At 73.5% G+C, this 19,644-nt stretch carries 19 protein-coding genes; 5 read left to right on the top strand and 14 right to left on the bottom strand.

Features of this window, described 5'->3' with window-relative positions:
* Both KBX37_RS11360 and KBX37_RS11365 read right to left on the bottom strand, forming a co-directional pair.
* A partial coding sequence (locus KBX37_RS11360; protein WP_307849035.1) for an MFS transporter occupies positions 1-1,323 on the bottom strand: 1,323 nt, incomplete at its 3' end.
* 71 nt (positions 1,324-1,394) lie between these two features.
* Positions 1,395-2,093 carry an SDR family oxidoreductase gene (locus KBX37_RS11365; protein ID WP_210775862.1) on the bottom strand — a complete coding sequence of 233 codons (699 nt, stop codon included), beginning with the start codon at positions 2,091-2,093 and terminating at the stop codon, positions 1,395-1,397.
* A 114-nt stretch (positions 2,094-2,207) separates the two neighbouring features.
* Between KBX37_RS11365 and KBX37_RS11370 the strand changes: the two genes are divergently transcribed.
* Positions 2,208-2,687 carry a helix-turn-helix domain-containing protein gene (locus KBX37_RS11370; RefSeq protein ID WP_210775863.1) on the top strand — a complete coding sequence of 160 codons (480 nt, stop codon included), beginning with the start codon at positions 2,208-2,210 and terminating at the stop codon, positions 2,685-2,687.
* Positions 2,688-2,741: 54 nt separating this feature from the next.
* Here the strand turns inward: KBX37_RS11370 and KBX37_RS11375 are convergent, their stop codons facing one another.
* Positions 2,742-5,732 carry an ATP-binding protein gene (locus KBX37_RS11375; protein WP_307849036.1) on the bottom strand — a complete coding sequence of 997 codons (2,991 nt, stop codon included), beginning with the start codon at positions 5,730-5,732 and terminating at the stop codon, positions 2,742-2,744.
* Positions 5,733-6,137: 405 nt separating this feature from the next.
* Here KBX37_RS11375 and KBX37_RS11380 point away from each other — a divergent pair, with 405 nt between their 5' ends.
* Positions 6,138-6,395 carry a VOC family protein gene (locus tag KBX37_RS11380; protein WP_210775914.1) on the top strand — a complete coding sequence of 86 codons (258 nt, stop codon included), beginning with the start codon at positions 6,138-6,140 and terminating at the stop codon, positions 6,393-6,395.
* Positions 6,396-6,660: 265 nt separating this feature from the next.
* Here the strand turns inward: KBX37_RS11380 and KBX37_RS11385 are convergent, their stop codons facing one another.
* From KBX37_RS11385 to KBX37_RS11405, 5 genes are all read right to left on the bottom strand, one after another.
* Positions 6,661-6,957: a hypothetical protein gene (locus KBX37_RS11385; RefSeq protein WP_210775864.1), complete on the bottom strand. Its 297-nt coding sequence runs from the start codon at positions 6,955-6,957 to the stop codon at positions 6,661-6,663.
* 257 nt (positions 6,958-7,214) lie between these two features.
* Positions 7,215-7,646 (bottom strand): FxLYD domain-containing protein, encoded by a 432-nt coding sequence (locus KBX37_RS11390; protein ID WP_210775865.1) that lies wholly within the window; start codon positions 7,644-7,646, stop codon positions 7,215-7,217.
* A gap of 927 nt (positions 7,647-8,573) precedes the next feature.
* Entirely contained in the window at positions 8,574-8,786 is a 213-nt protein-coding gene (locus KBX37_RS11395; protein ID WP_210775866.1) for a hypothetical protein, read from the bottom strand.
* Positions 8,783-9,025 (bottom strand): hypothetical protein, encoded by a 243-nt coding sequence (locus KBX37_RS11400; protein ID WP_210775867.1) that lies wholly within the window; start codon positions 9,023-9,025, stop codon positions 8,783-8,785. Before KBX37_RS11400 ends, KBX37_RS11395 begins: the two co-directional genes overlap by 4 nt.
* Before the next feature lie 225 nt (positions 9,026-9,250).
* Complete coding sequence (locus tag KBX37_RS11405) at positions 9,251-9,985, bottom strand: hypothetical protein (RefSeq protein ID WP_210775868.1); 735 nt, start codon at positions 9,983-9,985, stop codon at positions 9,251-9,253.
* Positions 9,986-10,217: 232 nt separating this feature from the next.
* On the opposite strand from KBX37_RS11405, the gene KBX37_RS11410 reads away from it, so the two are divergent.
* Positions 10,218-10,439 (top strand): VOC family protein, encoded by a 222-nt coding sequence (locus tag KBX37_RS11410; RefSeq protein WP_210775869.1) that lies wholly within the window; start codon positions 10,218-10,220, stop codon positions 10,437-10,439.
* 78 nt (positions 10,440-10,517) lie between these two features.
* On the opposite strand, the gene KBX37_RS11415 is transcribed toward KBX37_RS11410, so the two are convergent.
* From KBX37_RS11415 to KBX37_RS11435, 5 genes are all read right to left on the bottom strand, one after another.
* Positions 10,518-11,081 carry an alpha-ketoglutarate-dependent dioxygenase AlkB gene (locus KBX37_RS11415; RefSeq protein WP_210775870.1) on the bottom strand — a complete coding sequence of 188 codons (564 nt, stop codon included), beginning with the start codon at positions 11,079-11,081 and terminating at the stop codon, positions 10,518-10,520.
* A 162-nt stretch (positions 11,082-11,243) separates the two neighbouring features.
* Positions 11,244-11,504 carry a hypothetical protein gene (locus KBX37_RS11420; RefSeq protein ID WP_210775871.1) on the bottom strand — a complete coding sequence of 87 codons (261 nt, stop codon included), beginning with the start codon at positions 11,502-11,504 and terminating at the stop codon, positions 11,244-11,246.
* 54 nt (positions 11,505-11,558) lie between these two features.
* Complete coding sequence (locus KBX37_RS11425; RefSeq protein ID WP_210775872.1) at positions 11,559-12,149, bottom strand: hypothetical protein; 591 nt, start codon at positions 12,147-12,149, stop codon at positions 11,559-11,561.
* Between the two features lie 133 nt (positions 12,150-12,282).
* Positions 12,283-13,434, bottom strand: coding sequence for a GTPase HflX (hflX, locus tag KBX37_RS11430; protein WP_210775873.1), 1,152 nt, complete (start codon positions 13,432-13,434; stop codon positions 12,283-12,285).
* A 293-nt stretch (positions 13,435-13,727) separates the two neighbouring features.
* Positions 13,728-14,606 carry an alpha/beta fold hydrolase gene (locus KBX37_RS11435; protein ID WP_210775874.1) on the bottom strand — a complete coding sequence of 293 codons (879 nt, stop codon included), beginning with the start codon at positions 14,604-14,606 and terminating at the stop codon, positions 13,728-13,730.
* A gap of 165 nt (positions 14,607-14,771) precedes the next feature.
* On the opposite strand from KBX37_RS11435, the gene KBX37_RS11440 reads away from it, so the two are divergent.
* Positions 14,772-18,116, top strand: coding sequence for a BTAD domain-containing putative transcriptional regulator (locus KBX37_RS11440; protein WP_210775875.1), 3,345 nt, complete (start codon positions 14,772-14,774; stop codon positions 18,114-18,116).
* 281 nt (positions 18,117-18,397) lie between these two features.
* Positions 18,398-18,916, top strand: a complete 519-nt coding sequence (gene msrA / locus KBX37_RS11445) for a peptide-methionine (S)-S-oxide reductase MsrA (RefSeq protein WP_179804930.1) — start codon at positions 18,398-18,400, stop codon at positions 18,914-18,916.
* A 93-nt stretch (positions 18,917-19,009) separates the two neighbouring features.
* On the opposite strand, the gene KBX37_RS35205 is transcribed toward msrA, so the two are convergent.
* Positions 19,010-19,627, bottom strand: a complete 618-nt coding sequence (locus tag KBX37_RS35205; protein ID WP_210775876.1) for a TetR/AcrR family transcriptional regulator — start codon at positions 19,625-19,627, stop codon at positions 19,010-19,012.
* Positions 19,628-19,644: the final 17 nt, after the last annotated feature.

Raw genomic sequence — 19,644 nt, forward strand, 5'->3', positions numbered from 1 at the left:
GCTGAGCAGGGTACCCAGCAGCGACGCGCCCATCACGGCGCCGAACTGGCGGGCGGTGTTGACCGCCGCGGCGGCCATGCTCGCCTGCGCAGGCGCGACGCTGGCCAGCGCCGCCGCGGTGGCCGGCGCGGCCACCAGGCCGCAGGCGGCGCCGAAGAGCGCGAGCAGCGGCCAGCTCTGGCTGAACGGCGTGCCCGGGGTGTGGGTGGACAGGCCCAGGCTGGCCAGGCCGCCGAGCAGCAGGCCGAGGGTGAGCGGTGCCTTGAAGCCGGTGCGGCGGATCGCCTGACCGGCGGCGAAGGCGGTGACCGCGTAGAGGCCGAACAGCACCAGCATCCGCCAGCCGGTGTCGAGCGGGCTGAGCGCCTGGGCACGTTCGTGGAAGAGCACCAGCAGGATCGACACGCCGGTGAAGCCGAACAGCGACACGGCGGCGACGAGCATGACGGCGCTGAAGGACGGCGACCGGAACAGCCGGACGTCCAGCATCGGCGCGGCGGTACGCAGCTCGACCACGACGAAGGCGACGAGTGCGGCGCCGGCGCTGAGCCACGCGGCCGCCACCGTCGGGCTGGTGTAGCCCTGGCGGCCGCCCTCGATCAGCGCGTAGACGGCGGCGGCGACGGCGAGCGTGCCCAGCAGCAGGCCGGGCAGGTCGACGCGGCTGGTGGGCTGGCGCGACTCGGCCACCCAGCGGGTGGTGACGGCCAGGGTGAGCAGACCGAGCACCACGGTGGACAGGAAGACGCCGTGCCAGTGGACGTGCGCCAGCAGCGTCCCGGTGATGAGCGGGCCCACCGACAGCCCGACGCCGGACGCCGCCGCCCAGGCGGTGATGACCTCGGTACGGCGGTGCGGGTCGGTGAACGTCACGCCGAGGATCGCCAGGCTGTTCGACAGGATCAGCGCCCCGCCCGCACCGGCCACGAGCTGTCCCGCGACGACCCAGCCGGGGGCGGTGGCCAGGGCGACCACGGCAGCTCCGGCCATCATGGCGGCGACACCGGCGCTGAACATCCGCTTGCGGCCGTACCGGCTGCCGAGCGTGGCGGCGGAGAGCACGAGGCCGGCCAGCATGAGGGTGTAGGCGCTGGGGATCCAGACCAGGCTGGTCGGGTCGACCCGCAGGTCCCGCTGGATCGTGGTCAGCGCGGAGACGGTCGCGGTGAGGTGCAGGAACGTGACCATCGCACCCAGGCACATGGCGACAAGGGTCGCCGCGTGCGAACCACGGACGGTCGTCCGCCCGGTGGGCGCGGCGGCCGGCGTGGTGGGCGGGGTGGGCGCCCGCCAACCCGTCGTGGCGATCTGCTGTTCGGGCACAGCTACTCCTTGCAGAGGTGATGGGGTCGGCCGGACGGAGCCCGCCGGCGCGGGTGGAGGGCGGTGTCCGGCTACGGCAGCTGCGGGTAGAGGGCCGCCACGCCGCCGGAGAGCCCGGCGAGTACGCCGCGGCTGACGTCGTCGGCGACGATCTCGTACGCGTCCGCGGCCAGTTGGTCGACGGCGTACGCCGCCACGTCGGCCGGGTCGGCCTTGGGGGTGGTGACCGCCCGGGCCATGTCGGTGTCCATGTAGCCCACGTGCAGGCCCGCGACGCGGATCTTCGCCGGGGCGAGGGTGAGGCGCAGCGAGTTGGTCATGCCCCACTCGGCGGCCTTGGCCGCCACGTAGGCGCCGTCGGTGGGCAGCGCGAACCAGGACAGCGCGGACAACACGTTGAGGACGGTGCCGCCGCCGTTGCGCTCGATGACGGGGGCGAAGGCCCGTACCACGGAGAGGGTGCCGAGGTAGTGCGTCTCCAGCTCCAGGCGGATCTGGTCCAGGTCGCCGGTGAGCAGGTCGGCACCGGTCGACGTGCCCGCGTTGTTCACCAGCAGGGTGACGTCGCCGGCGGTCGCCGCGGCCGCCGCCACGGACGCGGGATCGGTGATGTCCAGCGCCAGTGGCCGGGCGCCCGAAAGGTCGATCAGGGCCGGGTTGCGGGCCGCCGCGTACACGGTGGCGCCCCGGGCGAGCAGCTCGCTGGCCAGGGCGCGGCCGAAGCCCCGGTTGGCGCCGGTGACCAGTGCGGTGGTGGCGGAGATGTCCATGAAAATCCTGTCTGTGAGGTTCGCTGCGCGGGTCTGGCTTTTCCTGAGAAAAGTCAGCTCGCCCAGTGAAGCACCTGACTAGCGTCAACGCAAGTCAGCCCGTAGGCTGGGGGCATGCAGGATCTGCGGGACGATCGGGAGGCGTGGTCCATGACGAACTGCTCGATCGCGCGGGCCATGGACATCGTGGGCAGCAGGTCGGCGATGCTGATCATGCGGGACGCGTTTCTCGGCACGCGCCGTTTCGACGACTTCGTCCGCCGGGTGGGCATCGGCGAGCCGGCGATGGCCGCCCGCCTACGGGAACTGGTCGGCGCCGGCCTCCTGGAACGGACGCCCTACCGCGAGCAGGGGCAGCGCACCCGGTACGAGTACCAGCTCACCCCCAAGGGGCGCGAGCTGCTGCCGGTGATCACCGCGCTCCGGCAGTGGGGGGACACCTGGGCAGCCGACGAGACCGGCCCGCCGGTACTGGCCACCCACCGCGACTGCGGTTGCCGGGTCCGCACCGTGCTCCGCTGCGAGCAGGGTCACGAGGTCGACCACGCCGACATCGCCCTGCTCGCCGGGCCGGGCCTGATCGCCCGGGACTAGAGCCGGGCCGGGCGTGATCGCCCGGGACTGGACCGGCGGCGGGTGCGCAGCCGGTCAGCCCTGGTCGTCGGTGAGGCGACGCTCGATGGTCACCGTCGTGCCGGAGGCGGTCGACATCAGCCGCACGTCGCCGAAGGCGTTCATCAGGGTGGCGCCGCGGCCGCGGTCCATCGCCGACCGCCGGTCCCGCCAGGTGCCGAAGTCGCGGACGGTGAGCCGGGCGGTGCCGGCGCCGACCTGGAGCCGGACCCGCACCTCGGGTCGGGACGGCTGCTGCGCGTGCTCGACGGCGTTGTTGAACGCCTCGGACGCGGCCACCAGGAGGTCCTGCACGACATCGGGGTGCACGTGCAGCGCCTCCAGCGAGCTCCGCACGTCCCGCCGCATCGCCCAGGTGGAGGTGGCCGCCGAGGGGTAGCTCCATCCGGTGTCCACCACGGAGGCCCTCTCGTGGCCGTTCGGAACCCCCACGGCGGTCGGCATCCCGGCGGGGGCGGCGGTCCGCCGGGGCCCCGCTTCCGGATGGCCGAGGACGGCTGGGCCCACGTCGGACAAGGCCGCGTCCATCGTCCTGGCCGCCGCGGGCGCAGGATCGGAGGCCGCCTCGGCGGTACCGGTCAACGACGGCGTGGGGTTCGCGGTCGCCCCGGCGGAGGCCGCCTCGGCGGTACCGGTCAGCGACGGCGTGGAGTCCGTGGCCGCCCCGGCGGAGGAGCCCCCGACCGGGCCGGTAGCCGGCGGAGCAGCGCTCGGGGCCGCACCGGCGGGACGGGTCGACCGCGGCGGTTCCGGACGGTCGTCCTCGGCGTCCGGTGCCCGCAGGCGCCGTCGCGCACCCTCGAGGGTGGCCCGTACCCGGGCGACGAGGTCGGCCGCGGTGAAGGGCTTGACCACGTAGTCGTCGGCGCCGAGGTCGAGGCCCTCGACGGCGGCGTCCGCGCCGGCGCGGGCGGAGAGCACCACCACCGGCAGCGCCCGGGTGTCCGGCTGTCCCCGGAGGGTGCGCACCAGGGCGAAGCCGTCGACCTCGGGCATCATCACGTCGGTCAGCACCAGGTCCGGCGGGTCCCGCCGGATCGCATCGAGGGCCTGCCGACCGTTGCCGACCGTGTCCACCCGCCAGCCCTGCGCGGTCAGCAACCGGGCCAGGTACGCGCGCATGTCGGCGTTGTCGTCGGCCACCAGGATCCGCACGCCCCGCCCGTCGTCGGGCAGCGTCCCGGGCGACCCCTCCTCGGCCGGCTCGGGCCGGCCGGGGTCGACCAGCCAACCGCTCGCCTCCTGCGCCGCGGCGCGGGCCGTGTCACCGAGGTCGCTCGCCGCCGCGGTGTCGTCCGTGCCGCGGTGCAGCGCCGACCAGGGCAGCGCAACGGTGAACGTGCTGCCGCGCCCGACCTGGCTGGCCACCCGTACGTCGCCGCCCTCGAGCCGGGCCAGCTCGCCGACCAGGGCCAGCCCGATGCCGGTGCCCTCGTGGCTGCGGGAGCGGGCCCCGTCCACCCGGTGGAAGCGCTCGAAGAGCCGGGGCATCTCCTCCTCGGCGATGCCGATGCCGGTGTCGGCGACGGTCAGCCGCAGCTCCGTGGGGTGGGCGTGCAGCCCGACGCTGATCCGCCCCACGAACGTGTGCTTCAGCGCGTTGGACAGCAGGTTGGTGACGATGCGCTCCCAGTTGGCCGGGTCGAGCGCCACCGGCCGGGGCAGCGGCGGGCAGTCCACCTCCAGCCGCAGCCCGGCGCGTTCCACCGCCGAGCGGAACACGCCGGCCAGTTCGGCGGTCAGCTCCGGCAGGTCCACCTGCCGCGCCCGGCTGCGGGCACGCCCGGCCTCCAGGCTGGAGAAGGTCAGCAGGCTGTTGACGAGGGTGAGCAGCCGGGTGGCGTTGCGCCGGGCGGTGTCCACCCGTTCCCGCTGTTCCGGTGGCAGCGGGTGCCGCTCGTCGGCGAGGGCGTCGGTCAGCGGGCCGAGCATCAGCGTCAGCGGCGTGCGGAACTCGTGGCTGACGTTGGTGAAGAAGCTGGTCTTGACGCGGTCCAGCTCGGCCAGCGCCTCGGCCCGGCGCCGTTCCTCCTCGTACGCCCGGGCGTTGCGCACCGCGACGGCCACCTGCTGCGCCAGCAGGTGGAAGAACGACCGGTACGCCTCGTCCAGCGCGCGGCTGGGGCTCACCCCGGCCACCAGCACCCCGAGGGGCTGATCGGCCTCCGCGGAGGGCAGTGGCAGCGCCACGGCGGTGGCCGCCGGCTCGTCGAACGCCCCGGCCGGCAGCGTCATCCGCTGGGCGACCCCGTGGACCTCGGTGATCGCTCCCCCGCCGGCGGCCCACAGTCCCCAGGCCGGGTCGCCGTCGACCACGACGTCGGGCAGCACCGCCGCCACCGGACCGTCACCGGTGCAGGCCACCCGGTGCAGCGCCGTACCCTCCCGCAGGTAGATCGCGGCGAACGGTACGTCCAACCGGTGCCCGCCGATCGCCTCGACCAGCCGGGCGCAGGTGCTGGCGACGTCCACCGTGCGCCCGTCGCCGCGCACCGAGAGGTCCCGCAGCAGGCCCAGCCGCCGTTCCCCGACCACCTGCTCGGTGACCTCGCTGCACACCGTGAACACGCCGACGGTACGGCCGTCGTCGTCCCGGGCCGGGGCGTGGGAGACGCTGAAGTAGGCCTCCTCCCGGTAGCCGGACCGGTCGAGGAGCAGCTGGAGGGCGGGCACCCAACTGGCCACGCCCGTCGCCATCGCGTCGTCGATCAGCGGCGCGAGCACGTCCCAGCCCTCGGCCAGGGTGGTCCGGACGTCGTCCCCGAGCGCACCCGGATGCTTGTCGCCGATCAGGGCCGAGTAGGCGTCGTTGTACAGCTGGGTGAACTGCTCGCCCCAGAGCAGCAGCATCGGGTACCGGGAGGACAGGACGATCCGTACGGCGGCGCGCAGGCTCTGCGGCCAGGACTGGACGGGGCCGAGCGGGGTGGCCGCCCAGTCGAGCCGGGCCATCAACCGCCCGGTGGCGCTGCCGCTGCCGAACAGCTCCTCGGTGGGGCTGGTCACGTTCGAGTACACCTCATCGCCGTGCCCGTACCCCGTCGCCGGGTCCGCCGAACCTCGGTGCCCGGGACGAGGATCGCGCGCCCGGTCGCAGCACGGCGCCCGAGGTCGGACGGCGCGCCGCCCGGCCGTTCGCCACCGACCCCCGGCCGCCCCGCTCCGGCACCCATGCCCCCTCGATCGCCCGACCCTGCTGCCACCGCGCGAGCAGGGGAAACGACCCCCCGAGCCGGAGCAGGGCCCCAGGCTACCGCCGCCCCGGGTCCCCGGCGAGCGGGCGACCGGGTGTCGCGACGGCGGCTCGGGGACGCGGGCGCGGTGCGGGTGACCGAGTGACGAAAGCCACGTCCTCGGGGTGACCGACCGGCGGCACCTGTCGTACCCGGCTGGGAAGCTCCCGCGGTGGAGATGACACTGCAGGTGACGATCGACTGCGCCGACCCCCGGCGGGTGGTGGCGTTCTGGGCCGAGGCGCTGGGCTACGTGCCGGAGCCACCGCCGGGCGGCCACCGCACCTGGCGGGACTACTGGGCGGCGACGGGCGTGCCGGCGGAGGAGCTGCCCGAGGGGGCCGGCGACACCCCGGAGTCGGTCGTCGACCCGACCGGCCGGGGGCCGCGCATCTGGTTCCAGCAGGTGCCCGAGGGGACTTTGCGCGAAGACTAACCACCATCACAGCGACCCCGAGACGCCGTATCGCAAGATCAGTAGCACGTTACTGATTTGCCGGATCGCTTACGCTGTAAGGCTTTCAGCGCCTACCGGTGCCCGTTGAGCCTCGCGAACGTCTCTTCCACGTCTGACGCGTTGTACAGGGCCGGTCGCCTATTGTCACATCGGCGCCAGTGCTCGGTACTAGCAAGCCGGTGAACTGTACCGACGGGGCGACGATACAAGATCCGGATCTCGTCGACGGTCATGTACCGGAGCATCAGCGACGCCCGCCGACCGGCTGCCGCCCGTCGTCCCACCCGACGCGGACCGCCGCCCACGTCCACTGGACCGCCAGCGCCACCCGGCCCGCCGACCAGCCGACGCCGTAGAGCAGCCCGCCGACTGTGACCGCGACCACGCGGCACAGCCTCGCGAATGACCACCCGGCGGCGTACAACAGCCACGCCAGCCCGGTCAGCAGCAATCGACCGGCGTCGGTCAACTGACCGCGCGCCCGCGCCCGCGCCATCGCGTCGCCCCGCGCATCGACCTCGAGAACATCGACGTTCATCATGGCACTGCCGGTATCGCGGGGGCACGGGAAAGCGGCCCCAGGGAAACCCCGTCCATGTTGCTCAGCTCCCAGAACGGCCGGGACAGCATCGACGGCGGAACATCGAACAGGCCGGGGTGCTCCTTGGAGCCGTTCGTGGTCTCGAACTGCCGCGCCATATTGAGAGTGGCGATGTGGCCGTACCACGCAGCGTCCGCAGAGAACTTACAAGACGACGGGGGGCTGCGCGGCCTGCCGGGTCAGCACGATCGTTGGGGTCAGCTCACGTCGACGATCTTGCAGCTTCCGGACGTCGTCGGGACATCCAAAATGGTCGACTCTTCGCCGCGCACCGTGTCTCCCGGCGCCACGTTTCGCACGTACGACGTTGTCGTGTCCAGACGGGCGCCAGCCGAGTCCCGATACTCAATCTTGAGGGTGGCGCTGCGAGTCGTGTCCCCGATGTTCTTCACGGAGAACCCAACCTTCGCGACCGAGCCGAACACCTCGCACGAGGTGACCCGAACCTCCATCTTGGAGACGGCGGCCCTGTCCCCCCTGTCCCCGATCACCGCGACCAAGACCAAGGGCGTGCACAGCACGAACACGACCACCAGTGCGAGCGAGCCGAAGACGATGGTCAGGATCCCGCCCGTGGAAGACCAGAAACTCTTCCTCTTCGGCCGGACAGGCGCGGGATAGAAGGGCATCGGCCCGGCTGGTGGGTACGGCGGCGGCCCGCCGGTCGTTGGACCGTACTGAGGCGGCCCACTCGGCGGGTATACCGGCGGGCCGCCGGAAGTGGGGGTGTACTGCGGCGGCGGGTATGGGCTCATCGGCTGCACTGGCTGAGTCGGCGGCTGCGACGGATCCAAGGGACCGTGGGTCATTCGAGCACCGTACTTTGAGTAGCTTAGATGGCGACGGCCGCGTGCAGGGCAATCAGCACTACTGGGCAGGTAGATGTGTCCGTCCTGGTTGACCAAGGACACCCGTGTCGGGGTCGCCCGACCCTCGACCACTGCCAGCGCACCGGCCAGCACGGCGTCCGGATACAGCCCGACGCCGACGGCATCACGTTCGTGTGGGGCGGTCTCATCGATCAATTTCTCATCATCAACTCGATCACTTCGACTCGATCGACATCGACATCGTCGTCGTGATGGTGATGGTCGACGTGCTGTAGGTGGTGGGTGGCACTGGTGCTGTGCCACCACCCTGCCCCTGGGTGGGGGTGCCGGGCGACCTGGTGTCTGTGGTCCTGGTGCCAGTCGTGGTGGTCCGGTCGGCCCGATGGCGGCCATGGCCCGATGGCCCGGTGGTCCGGTGGTCCGGTGGTTTGGGTGATCGGTGCCGGTGGTCACCGGGATCGCCGGGATCACCGGGATCACCACGGGCTCTACGAGAGGGGTAGCCCCTTCGAAGATCCACCCCGTTGGGGTCGCGTCGGCCCCCTAGTTTTTGATCATGGGAGTGGCTTCGCGGCGGCCCCCTGAAAATCGGCGAGGGTGCCGGGGTTGACGCGGCCCCTGAATCGCGGGGATGCCGGGGGGTCGCGTCGGCCCCCTGATCAGCGTCGGGTCATGCGGCGTCGGACGGCGGTGCATCTAGGTCGTCATCGATGCCGCGGTGGTCGGTCAGGCCGCGGGCATCGTCGGGTATCGCAGGGATGAGCGCGAATCGGACCGGCTCAAGATAGGCATCGTCATCGAACAGAGATCGGTCGACGGTGGCGAGGGTCCGGCCGCCGGATCGACCGGTGTCTCATCGAGGAATCCCGCCGCGATCGCGCGGTCCACCACGAGGTCGTCGTCGGTGATGCCGTTCGCCTTGGTGCCGTAGGGGATCACGATTCCACCCCCGCGCGGTACGCCTTGGACGCGATCAGTCGGCGGCACTGCTCAGCGAACGGCCAGTCGGAGTCGAGTAATGGCAAGCCATACACGCCGGAGGCGTCCGCGTCCGGGACCGGCGGGATCGGCGGCAAGTCGATGTTCCGGACGTCGACCCGCAGCGCGTTGTTGATCGCGTCGACTTCCGCGCGCAGCTCGGCCAGCTTTTCGGCAGCCTCGCTGCGCAGGTCCTCCAAGCGCGGTGGCGTCGAGCTGGCCGTCCACCATGGTCTGGGCTTGGTCGATCCATCGCGCCTTGGTCTCGTACACCCGCCGGTCGAGCGTAACGTCGTAGAACGGCGCGACCGCGTCGCGGGCGATCCGGCGCAGCAGGTCCGGGCGCAGCGACGCCAGAGCATCGATTTCGGTCTGCTCGACCCCGGTGGCTTCTCGCCACCGGTCGGCGCGGCGCTCGGTCTCCTTCAACGGCGTCGACGGCAGCCCGTACTCACGGACCTGATCGGGGTCAGCGCGACACGGTGCACTGTGAACTGCAACTCCGGGAAGAGCAGCGTCTGGAACGCCTGCAACTTCCGGGCGACGCTGATGGGCATCTGCCACCCGGAGGGGTCGGCGTCGGAGAAGTACAGCACCACCATCGGTCGGCCGTCCTCGGCACCGACCTTGGCCATGCGATACAGCATCGTGTCGGACGGCTCCCCGGTCGGCAGGTACAAGTCAGCGCCGTAGCTGCTGGCGATCGGGGCCAAGACGTCGTCCAGCGAGGACTTTTCCCCGACGAGGACCAGCTTGTACGGCTGGACGCCGGTGAAGTCGAACAGGCTGACAGCAGGATCGAGGTAGTCAACATCAGGAATATCGACGTGGACCCCGACGTGCAGGTACGGCCGCGGCTGCTCCGGCCGTTTGAAGATCCGCACCACTGGGTCGCTGTTGCGCTGGTCGACGATCTGGTCGAACGGGATGTACCCCAGCCACCGGGCGGCCTTGCCAGCGTCGCCGGACAGCCAGAGCCAGTCCTGCTCCGTGTTGGTGTACGCGGTGCCGTCAGGCTTCGGCCGTCCGATCACCATGTAGTGCAGGCCGCGCAGGTGGATCTTTCGATCACCGAGGCCAAGTTCGCGGGCAGTAACGGCAAGCCATTCACCGTCGCGGTGCCGGGCGTCGGTGTCGACCCGGAACGGATCGTTCTGCACCGCGAGGACCGTCAAGTCTTTCATCGGCAGTCCGTGCTCAGCGGCCCATTCGATTGCCTGCCGCAGGCGGTCCGGCGTTCATTGGGTCACCCCCGCCGACTGCTGGCGCGCGACGTAGCCGAGATCGAGGCCGGTCACGTGGTAGAAGTCGATGTCGGTCACATCGACGGTCGGCACCACGATGCCGAGCACCAGGTCGAGATGCCGGCGGCTGGTTACTCCTTCCCGCCAAGTGCCCGAGCCCAAGGTGACCAAGAACCGGGTCCACCTCGATCTCAAGGTCGGCGGCGGCCGCACGGTCGACCTGAAGCTGCGCACCGAACGGGTCGACGCGGTGGTCGACCGGGTCGTCCGGGCGGGGGCCACGATCCTGCGGACGATGGACGAGCCGGCGATGGACTACTACGCCGTGGTCCTGGGCGATCCCGAGGGCAACGAGTTCTGCGTCGTCTGACGGGCGTCGCGGCGGGCGGGCCGCCGGCCCGCCACCGTCGCGGCCCGTCCGCGTGCCGGGGCGGGCGGGCGCCGCGGGTCAGGGCCGGCGGAGTTGGCGGAAGGTGATGGAATACCGCAGCTCCGGGACCGGTGGAATGCTGTGCTGCCAGGTCGACCGGGCGGCGCCGGCCAGCACGTACGCCGAGCGGGGCGCCAGCTCCACCTCGTACACCCGGCGCTGTCCCGCGGTGTCTCGCCGGAAACGCAACAGGCAGGCGGCGCCCAGCGACACGCCGGCCACGGTCGGGCCGAACGCGGGGGCGTCCCGGTGCCAGCCGATCACCGCACCGGGCGGATAGCGGGTGACCAGGGCCTGCGCGAAGCTGGCCACCGCGACGCCGGCGAGGTCGGCGCAGCGCCGGCGGACCTCGTGCAGCTCCACCGGCAGCGCCTCGGCTTCGGTGAGCTGGAACGACCCGTAGTCGTAGTCGACACCGAAGTGCCGGACGGTGCGCCGGGCGACCTGACCCTGCATCCGGATCTCGCGGTAGTCCATCGCCCCGAGCACTGACAGCAGCGAGCGTTCCTCGTCGGGGCTGACCAGCTCAGCCTGATACGTCAGCCCCGCCGGTCGCTCCTGGACGCCGCGCATCCGTCCCATCAGATCGACGGTAGCGATGAGACGGACGCGCTGCCGGGCCATGACGGATCTCGCTTGCCGCGGGCACGCCGGGCGGCTCACCGTCGTTCGGCACCTCTCGGTGCGCAGGCAACGCGGGCTGAGGCTCGTTGGCCGCGCCCCGGACCTGCGGTGCCGGCCGGGTCAGTCCCGGCGGTCCTCGTCGCCCGGCCCGACCACCTGGCGCTGCTCGAGGGCGTCCGCGGCGGTGGCGTCCTCCGGCAGGGAGGTCGACGGCAGTGCGTGCTCCCCCGGCACCGAGGCGCCCTGCTCGGCCAGGTCGGCCTCGGTGGCGTCCCGCGGTTGCGGTTCCGGCGGCTCGTCGGGCTGCCCCTCGTCGAGCAGCGGCTGGCGCTGCTCGATCGCGTCGGCCTCCGGCGGCACGTCGAACGGTCCATCGGTCATGCCGACGCTCCTCTCCCCCGCCGGCCCTCGCGGGGCCGGCCTCGTGACGGCGGGTCAGTCCGGCAACAGCCGCCGGAGGACACCCTTCCCGGTGGCGCCCAGCCGGTACGACTGCACGAGGTACGAGCCGCAGACGATGTTCGCGCCGGCCAGCGCCGGCACGGCGAACTGCGCCAGGCGCTGGCGCCGCTGCCACGTCGCGATCTCCGCCGGGGTCCCCGCGGCCGGGACCGTGGCGTCGTGCACCTCCAGGCGGTCGCCCCGCTGGTGCGCCGCCTCGGCCAGCTGACCGATCCGGTTGCCGCAGTAGGCCGAGTAGGCGGTGGCCACGGCACCGGCGACGGTGATCCCCGCCTTCAACGCGCCCACCGTGCCGAATCCCTTCTGCAATGCGATGCGGCGTCCGCCAACCTGGGTGAGCCGCAACCCGGCGAGCAGGGTCGCGCCGATGCCGAGCCACTGCACCGGGCTGAACCGGTTCCAGGCGGACTCGGCGACCCGGATCCGGTCGATGCCCTGCTGCAGGTCGCTGCCGGACTTGTTGACGCCGGCGACGCCCATGACGGTGCCGCCGAACCACAGCGCGGAGCCGACGTCGTGGACGGCCTGGGCGACGGCATGGTTGTCGGTCGCGGTCGTCTGCATCCCGCACTCCTCCGCTCAGCGGGCACGTTGCCCTTCGTCCCGATTGAAGCACTTTCGCCGGGGTCGCCACGCCGTGTTCCCCGACCACCGACCTCCGGGACAGCTCGCCCCACGCGGGGCTGCCGCCGAGCGGTCAGCGCCCGGTCAGGCGGCGGGCCAGCGTCCGGCGCAGTTCGTCGATGCCGGCGCCGGTCAGCGCGGACACCGGCACCGCGTCCGGGTACGCGCGGCACAGCGCGTCGACCCACTCCGGCGGCGCGATGTCGATCTTGTTGAGCGCCAGCAGTTCCGGCACCTGGCCCGCGCCGATCTCGTGCAGCACGCCGTGCACCGTGGTGATCTGGCCGAACGCGTCCGGCGCGGACGCGTCCACCACGTGCATCGCCAGGTCGCTGCGGGTGACCTCGTCCAGCGTCGAGCGGAACGCGTCGACCAGTTGGTGCGGCAGGTGCCGGACGAAACCCACGGTGTCGGTGACGGTGTAGGTCAGCTCGCCGGTGCTGATCCGCCGTACCGTCGGGTCGAGGGTGGCGAAGAGGACGTCCTGCACCTGGGCGTCCGCGCCGGTCAGGCGGTTGAGCAGGGCGGACTTTCCGGCGTTGGTGTACCCGGTGATCGACACCGAGGGGATCTGGTTGCGGGCCCGTCGGCCCCGGGTGCGTTCCCGCCGCCGGGCCAGCTCACCGGCGTTGCGCCGCAGCCGGGTGGCCCGCTGGCGCAGCGTCCGACGCTGGGTCTCCAGCCGCATCTCACCCGGTCCACGCACACCGATACCGGCGCCGCCGGCGACCCGGCCGCCACCGACCCGGGACATCGACCGGCCGTCGCCCCGCAGCCGGGGCAACTGGTACGCGATCTGCGCCAGCTCCACCTGGACCCGGCCCTCGCTGGTGCGGGCGTGCTCGGCGAAGATGTCCAGGATCAGCGCGGTGCGGTCCACCACCCGTACCCCGACCCGTTCCTCCAGGTTCCGCACCTGGCCGGGGCTCAGCTCACCGTCGGCGATGACCAGCTCGGCACCGGCGCGTTCGGTGGCGGCTGCCAGCTCGTCGACCTTGCCGGAGCCGAGGAAGGTGGCCGGATCCGGCTTCGGGCGGTGCTGCACCACCGCGTCGGCGACGTTGAGGCCGTCGGTGTCGGCGAGCCGTCGCAGCTCCTCCAGGGACACCTCACTGCCGGGGCCGTTGCCGCCCGCGCCGTCGTCCTCGCGCACCGCGACCAGCACCGCCGTCGGCCGTTGCCGGGAGGTCTCGGCCCCCGCACCGAGCAACCAGGTACCCGCCATCGTCCACCTCACCTCGCCTCGCCACTCGCCGGACTGCGGCCTACCCTGGCCGCCGCCGACCATGCCGCCGACGCCGCGTCCACCCCGGCCGTCAGGTCGCATCGGGGTCCTGATCCGCCCAGGCCAGGACATCGGGTCGCACCCGCGGGTGAGCGAGCGGCCCAGGGAGCGGGTCCGGGACGGAGCCGGCCCGGGGACGAATCGGCCCGGCACGCGGAGCGGCCCGCGACCGGAACGGCCCGGGAACGCCGGCGGGCTCCGGACCGGGACCACGCGCGCGGAGCCCGCGCCAGTCACCGGGTCAGCAGCGCCCGGAGGGCCTTGACGACCTCGGCGGGCGCCTCCTCGGCCATGAAGTGCCCGCAGGAGACGGTGCGGTGGTGCAGGTCCGGCGCCCAGGCGCGCCACCGGCCGGCGGCGTCGAAGCCCAGCGCGGCGCCCCAGTCCTGCTGCAGGACCGTCACCGGCATGCGCAGCTGCCGGCCGCCGGCGCGGTCGGCGGTGTCGTGCTCCACGTCGATGCCGGCGGAGGCGCGGTAGTCGGCGACGATGGACGGGACGGCCGCCCGGGACGCCGTCAGGTAGGCCGCCCGGATCTCGGCGGGGATGGCGTCGGGGTCCCGGGTCCAGCTGTCGAGGAAGTGGCCGAAGAAGGCGTCGGAGCTGGCGGCGATGAGTTGCTCGGGCAGGCCGGGCGGCTGGGCCATCAGGTACAGGTGGAAGCCGACGGCGGCGGAGGTGCCGCGCATGACGTCCCACATGTCGAGGGTCGGCAGGACGTCGAGCGCGGCCAGGTGGGTGACCGCCTCCGGGTGGTCGAGGCCGGCCCGCACGGCGACCAGGGCGCCGCGGTCGTGGCCGGCCAGGGCGAAGCGGTCGTGGCCCAGGGCGCGGGCGAGCGCGACGATGTCGTCGGCCATGGTGCGCTTGGCGTACACCTCCGGGTCGGTCGCCGCGGGCTTGTCGCTGGCGCCGTAGCCGCGCAGGTCGGGGCAGATGACGGTGTGGTCGGCGGCGAGGTCGGCGGCGACGTGCCGCCACATGAGGTGGGTCTGCGGGAAGCCGTGCAGCAGCACGATCGGGCTGCCCGAGCCGCCGACCGCGGCGTGCAGGGCCACGCCGTCGGCGACGGTGACGCGCTGATGATCGAAACTGTTGATCCTGGGGTTCACCGGGAACCTTCCTGCTCGTTCGGGTGTCCGTCGACCGGCCGGGGCGGCACCCCGTGACCGGTCCTGGGATCGAGCCTGACCGGCGGCGATGAGCAGCGGATCAGCAGCGGATGAGTGCCCGGCCGCCGACCGGTGCCCGGCGCGGCGGTGCCTAGAGTGGGTGCCATGAGTCGGCGGGCGGGGGCACCGGCGGTGACGTTCGGCGTGCTGGGGCCCGTGCAGGCGATCGGCGCGGCCGGGCCCGTGCCGCTGCGAGGTCCGCGTCACCGGGCCGTGCTGGCCCGCCTGCTGGTCGCGCGGGGCCAGGTGGTGTCGGTGGACCGGCTCGTCGGTGACCTCTGGGAGACGCCACCGGAGCAGGCGGTGGCGGCGGTCCGTACCTTCGTCGCCGATCTGCGCCGGGCCCTGGAGCCGGAACGGGCGCCCCGCCAGCCGGCCCGGCTGCTGGTGACCGCGCCCCCCGGTTACGCGTTGCGCGCCGACCCCGAGGCGGTGGACGCGTGGCGGTTCGAGACGGCGGTCACCGAGGCGGGCCGGCTGATCGGGGACGGCGACGCCGGCTCGGCGCTGGCCCGGCTGACCGACGCGCTCGCCTGCTGGCGTGGCCCGGCGTACGCGGAGTTCGCCGACCAGGGCTGGGCGCGCGCCGAGGTCACCCGGCTCGACGAGCTGCGGATGCTGGCGGTGGAACGGCGGAGCGAGGCGCTGCTGGCGCTGGGGCGGGCCGCCGAGGCCGCCGTCGAGCTGGAACAGCACGCCGCCGCGCAGCCGCTGCGCGAGGACGCCTGGCGGCTGTGGGCCACCGCCCTTTACGGGTCCGGTCGGCAGGGCGAGGCACTGGCCGCGCTGCGCCGGGCCCGCGAGACCCTGGTGGCCGAGCTCGGCCTGGACCCCGGTCCCGGGCTGCGTCGACTGGAGGCCGACATCCTCGCCCAGGCGCCGCACCTGGACCCGGCGCCCCCGGTGAGCAGGGCCGACGTCGGGCCGTCGCCGGGCGAGGTTCCGGCGGCGGCACCCACCGTCGGCGGGATGGCGGCGGAGGCGCCGCGTACCTTCGTGGGCCGGCGCGAAGAGCAGGAGCTGCTGGGGGCCGCGGCCGCGGCGGTGGCCCGGCACCGCCGGCCGGCCCTCGCCCTGGTCTCGGGCGGAGCGGGGGCGGGCAAGACGGCACTGGCCGAGGCGCTCACCCGGCGGCTGGCCGACGACGGCTGGGTCACCGCCTGGGGACGCAGCCCGGAGTACGAGGGCGCGCCGGTGGCCTGGCCGTGGACCCAGATCACCCGGGCGCTGGCCGTCGCGGACCCGTCATCCGGCAACCCGACGGAGGAGCCGGCGGTGGCCCGGTTCCGCCGGCACCGGGCCGCCGTCGACCTGCTCACCGCGGCGGCCGGCCGAGGACCGGTGCTGCTGGTCCTCGACGACCTGCACCGGGCCGACGAGGACACCCTGGACCTGCTGGCCGCGCTGTTCGCGGAACCGGAGCCGGTCACCGGTCCCGTCCTCGTCGTGAGCATCTTCCGGTCCACCGGGATCGGCCCCGAGCTGACGGCCGCCCTGGCCCGCCTCGCCCGCAGCGAACCGGTCCGGGTCTACCTCGACGGTCTGGACGCACCGGCCACCGGCGAACTCGCCCGGACGGTCGTCGGCCGGGACCTCGACCCGCCGAGCGTCGACCTGATCCACCGCCGCAGCGGCGGAAACCCGTTCTACGTCCGGGAGCTGGCCCGGCTGCTCGCGGCGGAGGGCCCGGCGGCGCTGGAGACCGTCCCACCCGGGGTCCGCGACGTCATCCGCCACCGCCTGGCACAGCTGCCCGGCCCCGCCCGCACGGTGGTGCAGCAGGCGGCCGTCCTCGGGCGCGACGTCGACCCGGACCTCCTGGCCGCGATGACCGGCGACGAGGCGGCCGTCCTGGACGCGCTGGACGACGCGGTGCGCGCCGGCGTCCTGACCGAGCAGGGTCCGGCGGCGCGGTTGCGGTTCGCGCACATCCTGGTCCGGGACACGGTGTACGGCGACCTGTCGGCACCGCGCCGCAGCCGCTGGCACACCGCCGCCGGTACCGCCCTCGAACGGCTGCACCCCGACGACGTCACCGTCCTCGCCCACCACTTCTCCCGAGCCGGGACGCGGGGGGCCGCGCCGCGCGCCGCCCGGTACGCCACCGCCGCCGCCGAGCAGGCCGAACGCCGCTCCCTGCCGCACCTGGCCGCCCGGCTGTGGCAGCAGGCGCTCGACGCCCACGAGCTCGCCGACGACGATCCGCACGGCCGGCTGCGGGCGCTGATGGGGCTGGGCCGCGCGCTCGCCGTCACCGGGCACCTGGACCGGGCACGCCGGCACCGGGGCGCGGCGCTCACCGCCGCCGAGCGGCTGGACGACCCCCGGGTGACCGCGGACGTCCTCGCGGCTTTCGAGGTGCCCGCGATCTGGACGCGCAACGACGACGACCGCCTCTCCCACCGCATCGTCGAGGCCGCCGAGCGCACCCTGGCCGCCCTGGGCGGGGACCGGCCGGCGGATCGCAGCCGCCTGTTGAGCACGCTGGCGCTGGAGTTGCGCGGCGACACCACCGACCGGGGACACCGGGCCGCCGTGGAGGCGGCGGCGATCGCCCGGCGCCTGGCCGATCCGGCGCTGCTGGCGTTCGCCCTCAACGCCCGCTTCATGCACGCCTTCGCCCGCGCCGGCCTGGCCCCGCAGCGGGCGCGCATCGGCGCGGAACTGGTCGAGCTGGCCCGCGAGCACGAGCTGGTCACCTTCGAGGTGCTCGGGCACCTGGTCCTGCTCCAGGCCCGCTGCGCGCTCGCCGATCTCGACGCCGCCGACGCCCACGCCGCGGCCGCCGACCGCCTCGCCGACCGGTACGAGCTGCCGCTGGTGGGCGTCTTCACCCGCTGGTACGCGGCGCTGCGCCTCGCCGTCGGCGGGCAGGTCGCCGCGGCCGAGGCCGCGTACCGGGCCGCCCATGCGAGCCTCCCCGCCGCCGGGATGCCCGGCATGGAGAACGGCCTGCTCCCACTTGCGCTGCTGTCGCTGCGGCTGCCGGAACCGGCCGCCGGTGACCGGCCGGCCGACCCGCACGGGCCCGCCGACAGGTGGCAGCGCGAGGACTGGGGACCGCACGAGCCCTGGGTCCGGCCGCTGGTCCTGCTCGCCGCCGGCCGCCGGGACGAGGCCGGCGCGGCGCTGGGCGCCCTCCCCGAGTCACCGCACGACCTGCTCCGCGAGGCGCGGCTGTGCCTCGCCGCCCGCGCCGCGCTCGCCCTCGACGACCGCACCACCATGCGGTACGCGTACGTGGAGCTGCTGCCCGCCGCCGACGAGCTGGCCGGCGCGGGCAGCGGGGTCGTCACCCTCGGGCCGGTGGCCGGACACCTCGCCGACCTCGCCACCGCGCTCGGCCGTCCCGACGACGCCGCCGCCCATCGCCGTACGGCCGCGGAGGTGGCCGCCCGAGCGCACCGACAAGCGGTGACCGCCGATGGGTCGGACATCGCCAGATGTTGACGTTCTTGATACCGGTGGTGCCCCGGCACGCCGTGGTCATCTGCAGAGCGCAAGCTGCTACGACAACTACGACTCGGTCAGCGGCCCTCGAGACGGTCTGGACGGCTGGTTCTGCTGATCCGGTGGAAAGCCCGCCCGGCGCGGCGCGGGTCGCCCGTACCGGCCGCCAGGTTCTCGTCGGTCGGCATGGTGGCAGCCGGAACGGGAAGGCCAGGATCGCCAGCAGGACGCACAGGGTTCCCGAGGTACGAGCACGAGCACCCGCACCGGAGGGCAGAGCGATGAGCGAGACGACGGAGAAGGCGATCCTGGCCGGCGGCTGCTTCTGGGGGATGCAGGATCTCATCCGGAAACGCCCTGGCGTGCTCGCCACCAGGGTCGGATACACCGGCGGGGACGTGCCGAACGCCACGTACTACAACCACGGCACCCATGCCGAGGCGATCGAGATCGTCTACGACCCCGAGAAGCTCTCCTACCGGGATCTTCTCGAGTTCTTCTTCCAGGTCCACGACCCGACCACGAAGAATCGTCAGGGCGGCGACGTGGGAGTGAGCTACCGGTCGGCGATCTTCTACACCGACGAGCAGCAGCGGCAGGTCGCGGAGGACACGATCGCCGACGTCGACGCCTCCGGCCTGTGGCCGGGCAAGGTGGTCACCGAGGTCACTCCCGCCGGCCCGTTCTGGGAGGCCGAGCCCGAACACCAGGACTACCTGGAGCGCAATCCCGGTGGTTACACCTGCCACTTCGTCCGGCCGGACTGGAAGCTCCCCCGTCGAGGAGAGAAGGCCGCCTAGCGGCCGGCTCTGCTCGCGCGGCTGGCCGGCGAACGACGGGCGCGGCCAGCAGCGGCTCGGCTCGACGGGTGCGACCGGCCCGACAACGCACCGTCACCGCGATGGCCGCGGGTCGGCGGCCGGGTCCGGGCGCAGCGAGGAGAGCAGCAGGTCGGCGAAGTTCGCGCCGACCTGCTCGGCGGTGAGCCGGCCGCCGGTACGGAACCAGGCGCCGAGGTGGTGCACCGCGCCGAAGAAGTAGTCGACGGCCAGGTCGGCCGGCACGTCGGCGCGAAAGGTCCCGGCGCGCTGGCCCTCCTCCACCAGCTCGCGGAAGCGTTCGTGGTACTCCCGGCGGGCCGCCCGCACCGCGCGCCGGCGATCGGCCGAGAGCAGGTGCATCGACTGGAGGAAGATCGTGGCGTCGTCCAGGTTGGCGATCGCGGTCACCACCACGTCGGCGGCGGCCGCCCGCAGCCGCAGCGCCACCGGCTGGTCGCGGGCCATGATGGCCTCCAGGCGGTCGCGCTGCATGCGCAGCAGCCGCTGGTAGATCTCCTGGAGCAGGTCGTCCTTGGCGGCGAAGTAGTGGTACATCGCGCCCTTGGTGACCCCGGCGGCCTCGACGATCTCCCGGACCGAGGTCTTCTCGAAGCCCTTCTCCGCGAACAGCCTGGTGGCGACCGCCAGCAGCCGCTGCGGCAGCGCCTCCCCGTCGCCCGTCCGACCCACCGGTGCCCCCGCCCTTC

The sequence above is a fragment of the Micromonospora sp. U56 genome (assembly GCF_018070095.1).
Lineage (GTDB): Bacteria > Actinomycetota > Actinomycetes > Mycobacteriales > Micromonosporaceae > Micromonospora > Micromonospora purpureochromogenes.

Coding starts and splice junctions, on each gene's coding strand:
- KBX37_RS11415 (WP_210775870.1), bottom strand. CDS start 11,081: ATGGGACGGATGCGCGGCGTCCAGGAGCGACCGGCGGGGCTGACGTAT.
- KBX37_RS11440 (WP_210775875.1), top strand. CDS start 14,772: ATGAGTCGGCGGGCGGGGGCACCGGCGGTGACGTTCGGCGTGCTGGGG.
- KBX37_RS11380 (WP_210775914.1), top strand. CDS start 6,138: ATGACACTGCAGGTGACGATCGACTGCGCCGACCCCCGGCGGGTGGTG.
- KBX37_RS11365 (WP_210775862.1), bottom strand. CDS start 2,093: ATGGACATCTCCGCCACCACCGCACTGGTCACCGGCGCCAACCGGGGC.
- KBX37_RS11385 (WP_210775864.1), bottom strand. CDS start 6,957: ATGATGAACGTCGATGTTCTCGAGGTCGATGCGCGGGGCGACGCGATG.
- KBX37_RS11420 (WP_210775871.1), bottom strand. CDS start 11,504: ATGACCGATGGACCGTTCGACGTGCCGCCGGAGGCCGACGCGATCGAG.
- KBX37_RS11425 (WP_210775872.1), bottom strand. CDS start 12,149: ATGCAGACGACCGCGACCGACAACCATGCCGTCGCCCAGGCCGTCCAC.
- KBX37_RS11370 (WP_210775863.1), top strand. CDS start 2,208: ATGCAGGATCTGCGGGACGATCGGGAGGCGTGGTCCATGACGAACTGC.
- KBX37_RS11390 (WP_210775865.1), bottom strand. CDS start 7,646: ATGCCCTTCTATCCCGCGCCTGTCCGGCCGAAGAGGAAGAGTTTCTGG.
- hflX (WP_210775873.1), bottom strand. CDS start 13,434: ATGGCGGGTACCTGGTTGCTCGGTGCGGGGGCCGAGACCTCCCGGCAA.
- msrA (WP_179804930.1), top strand. CDS start 18,398: ATGAGCGAGACGACGGAGAAGGCGATCCTGGCCGGCGGCTGCTTCTGG.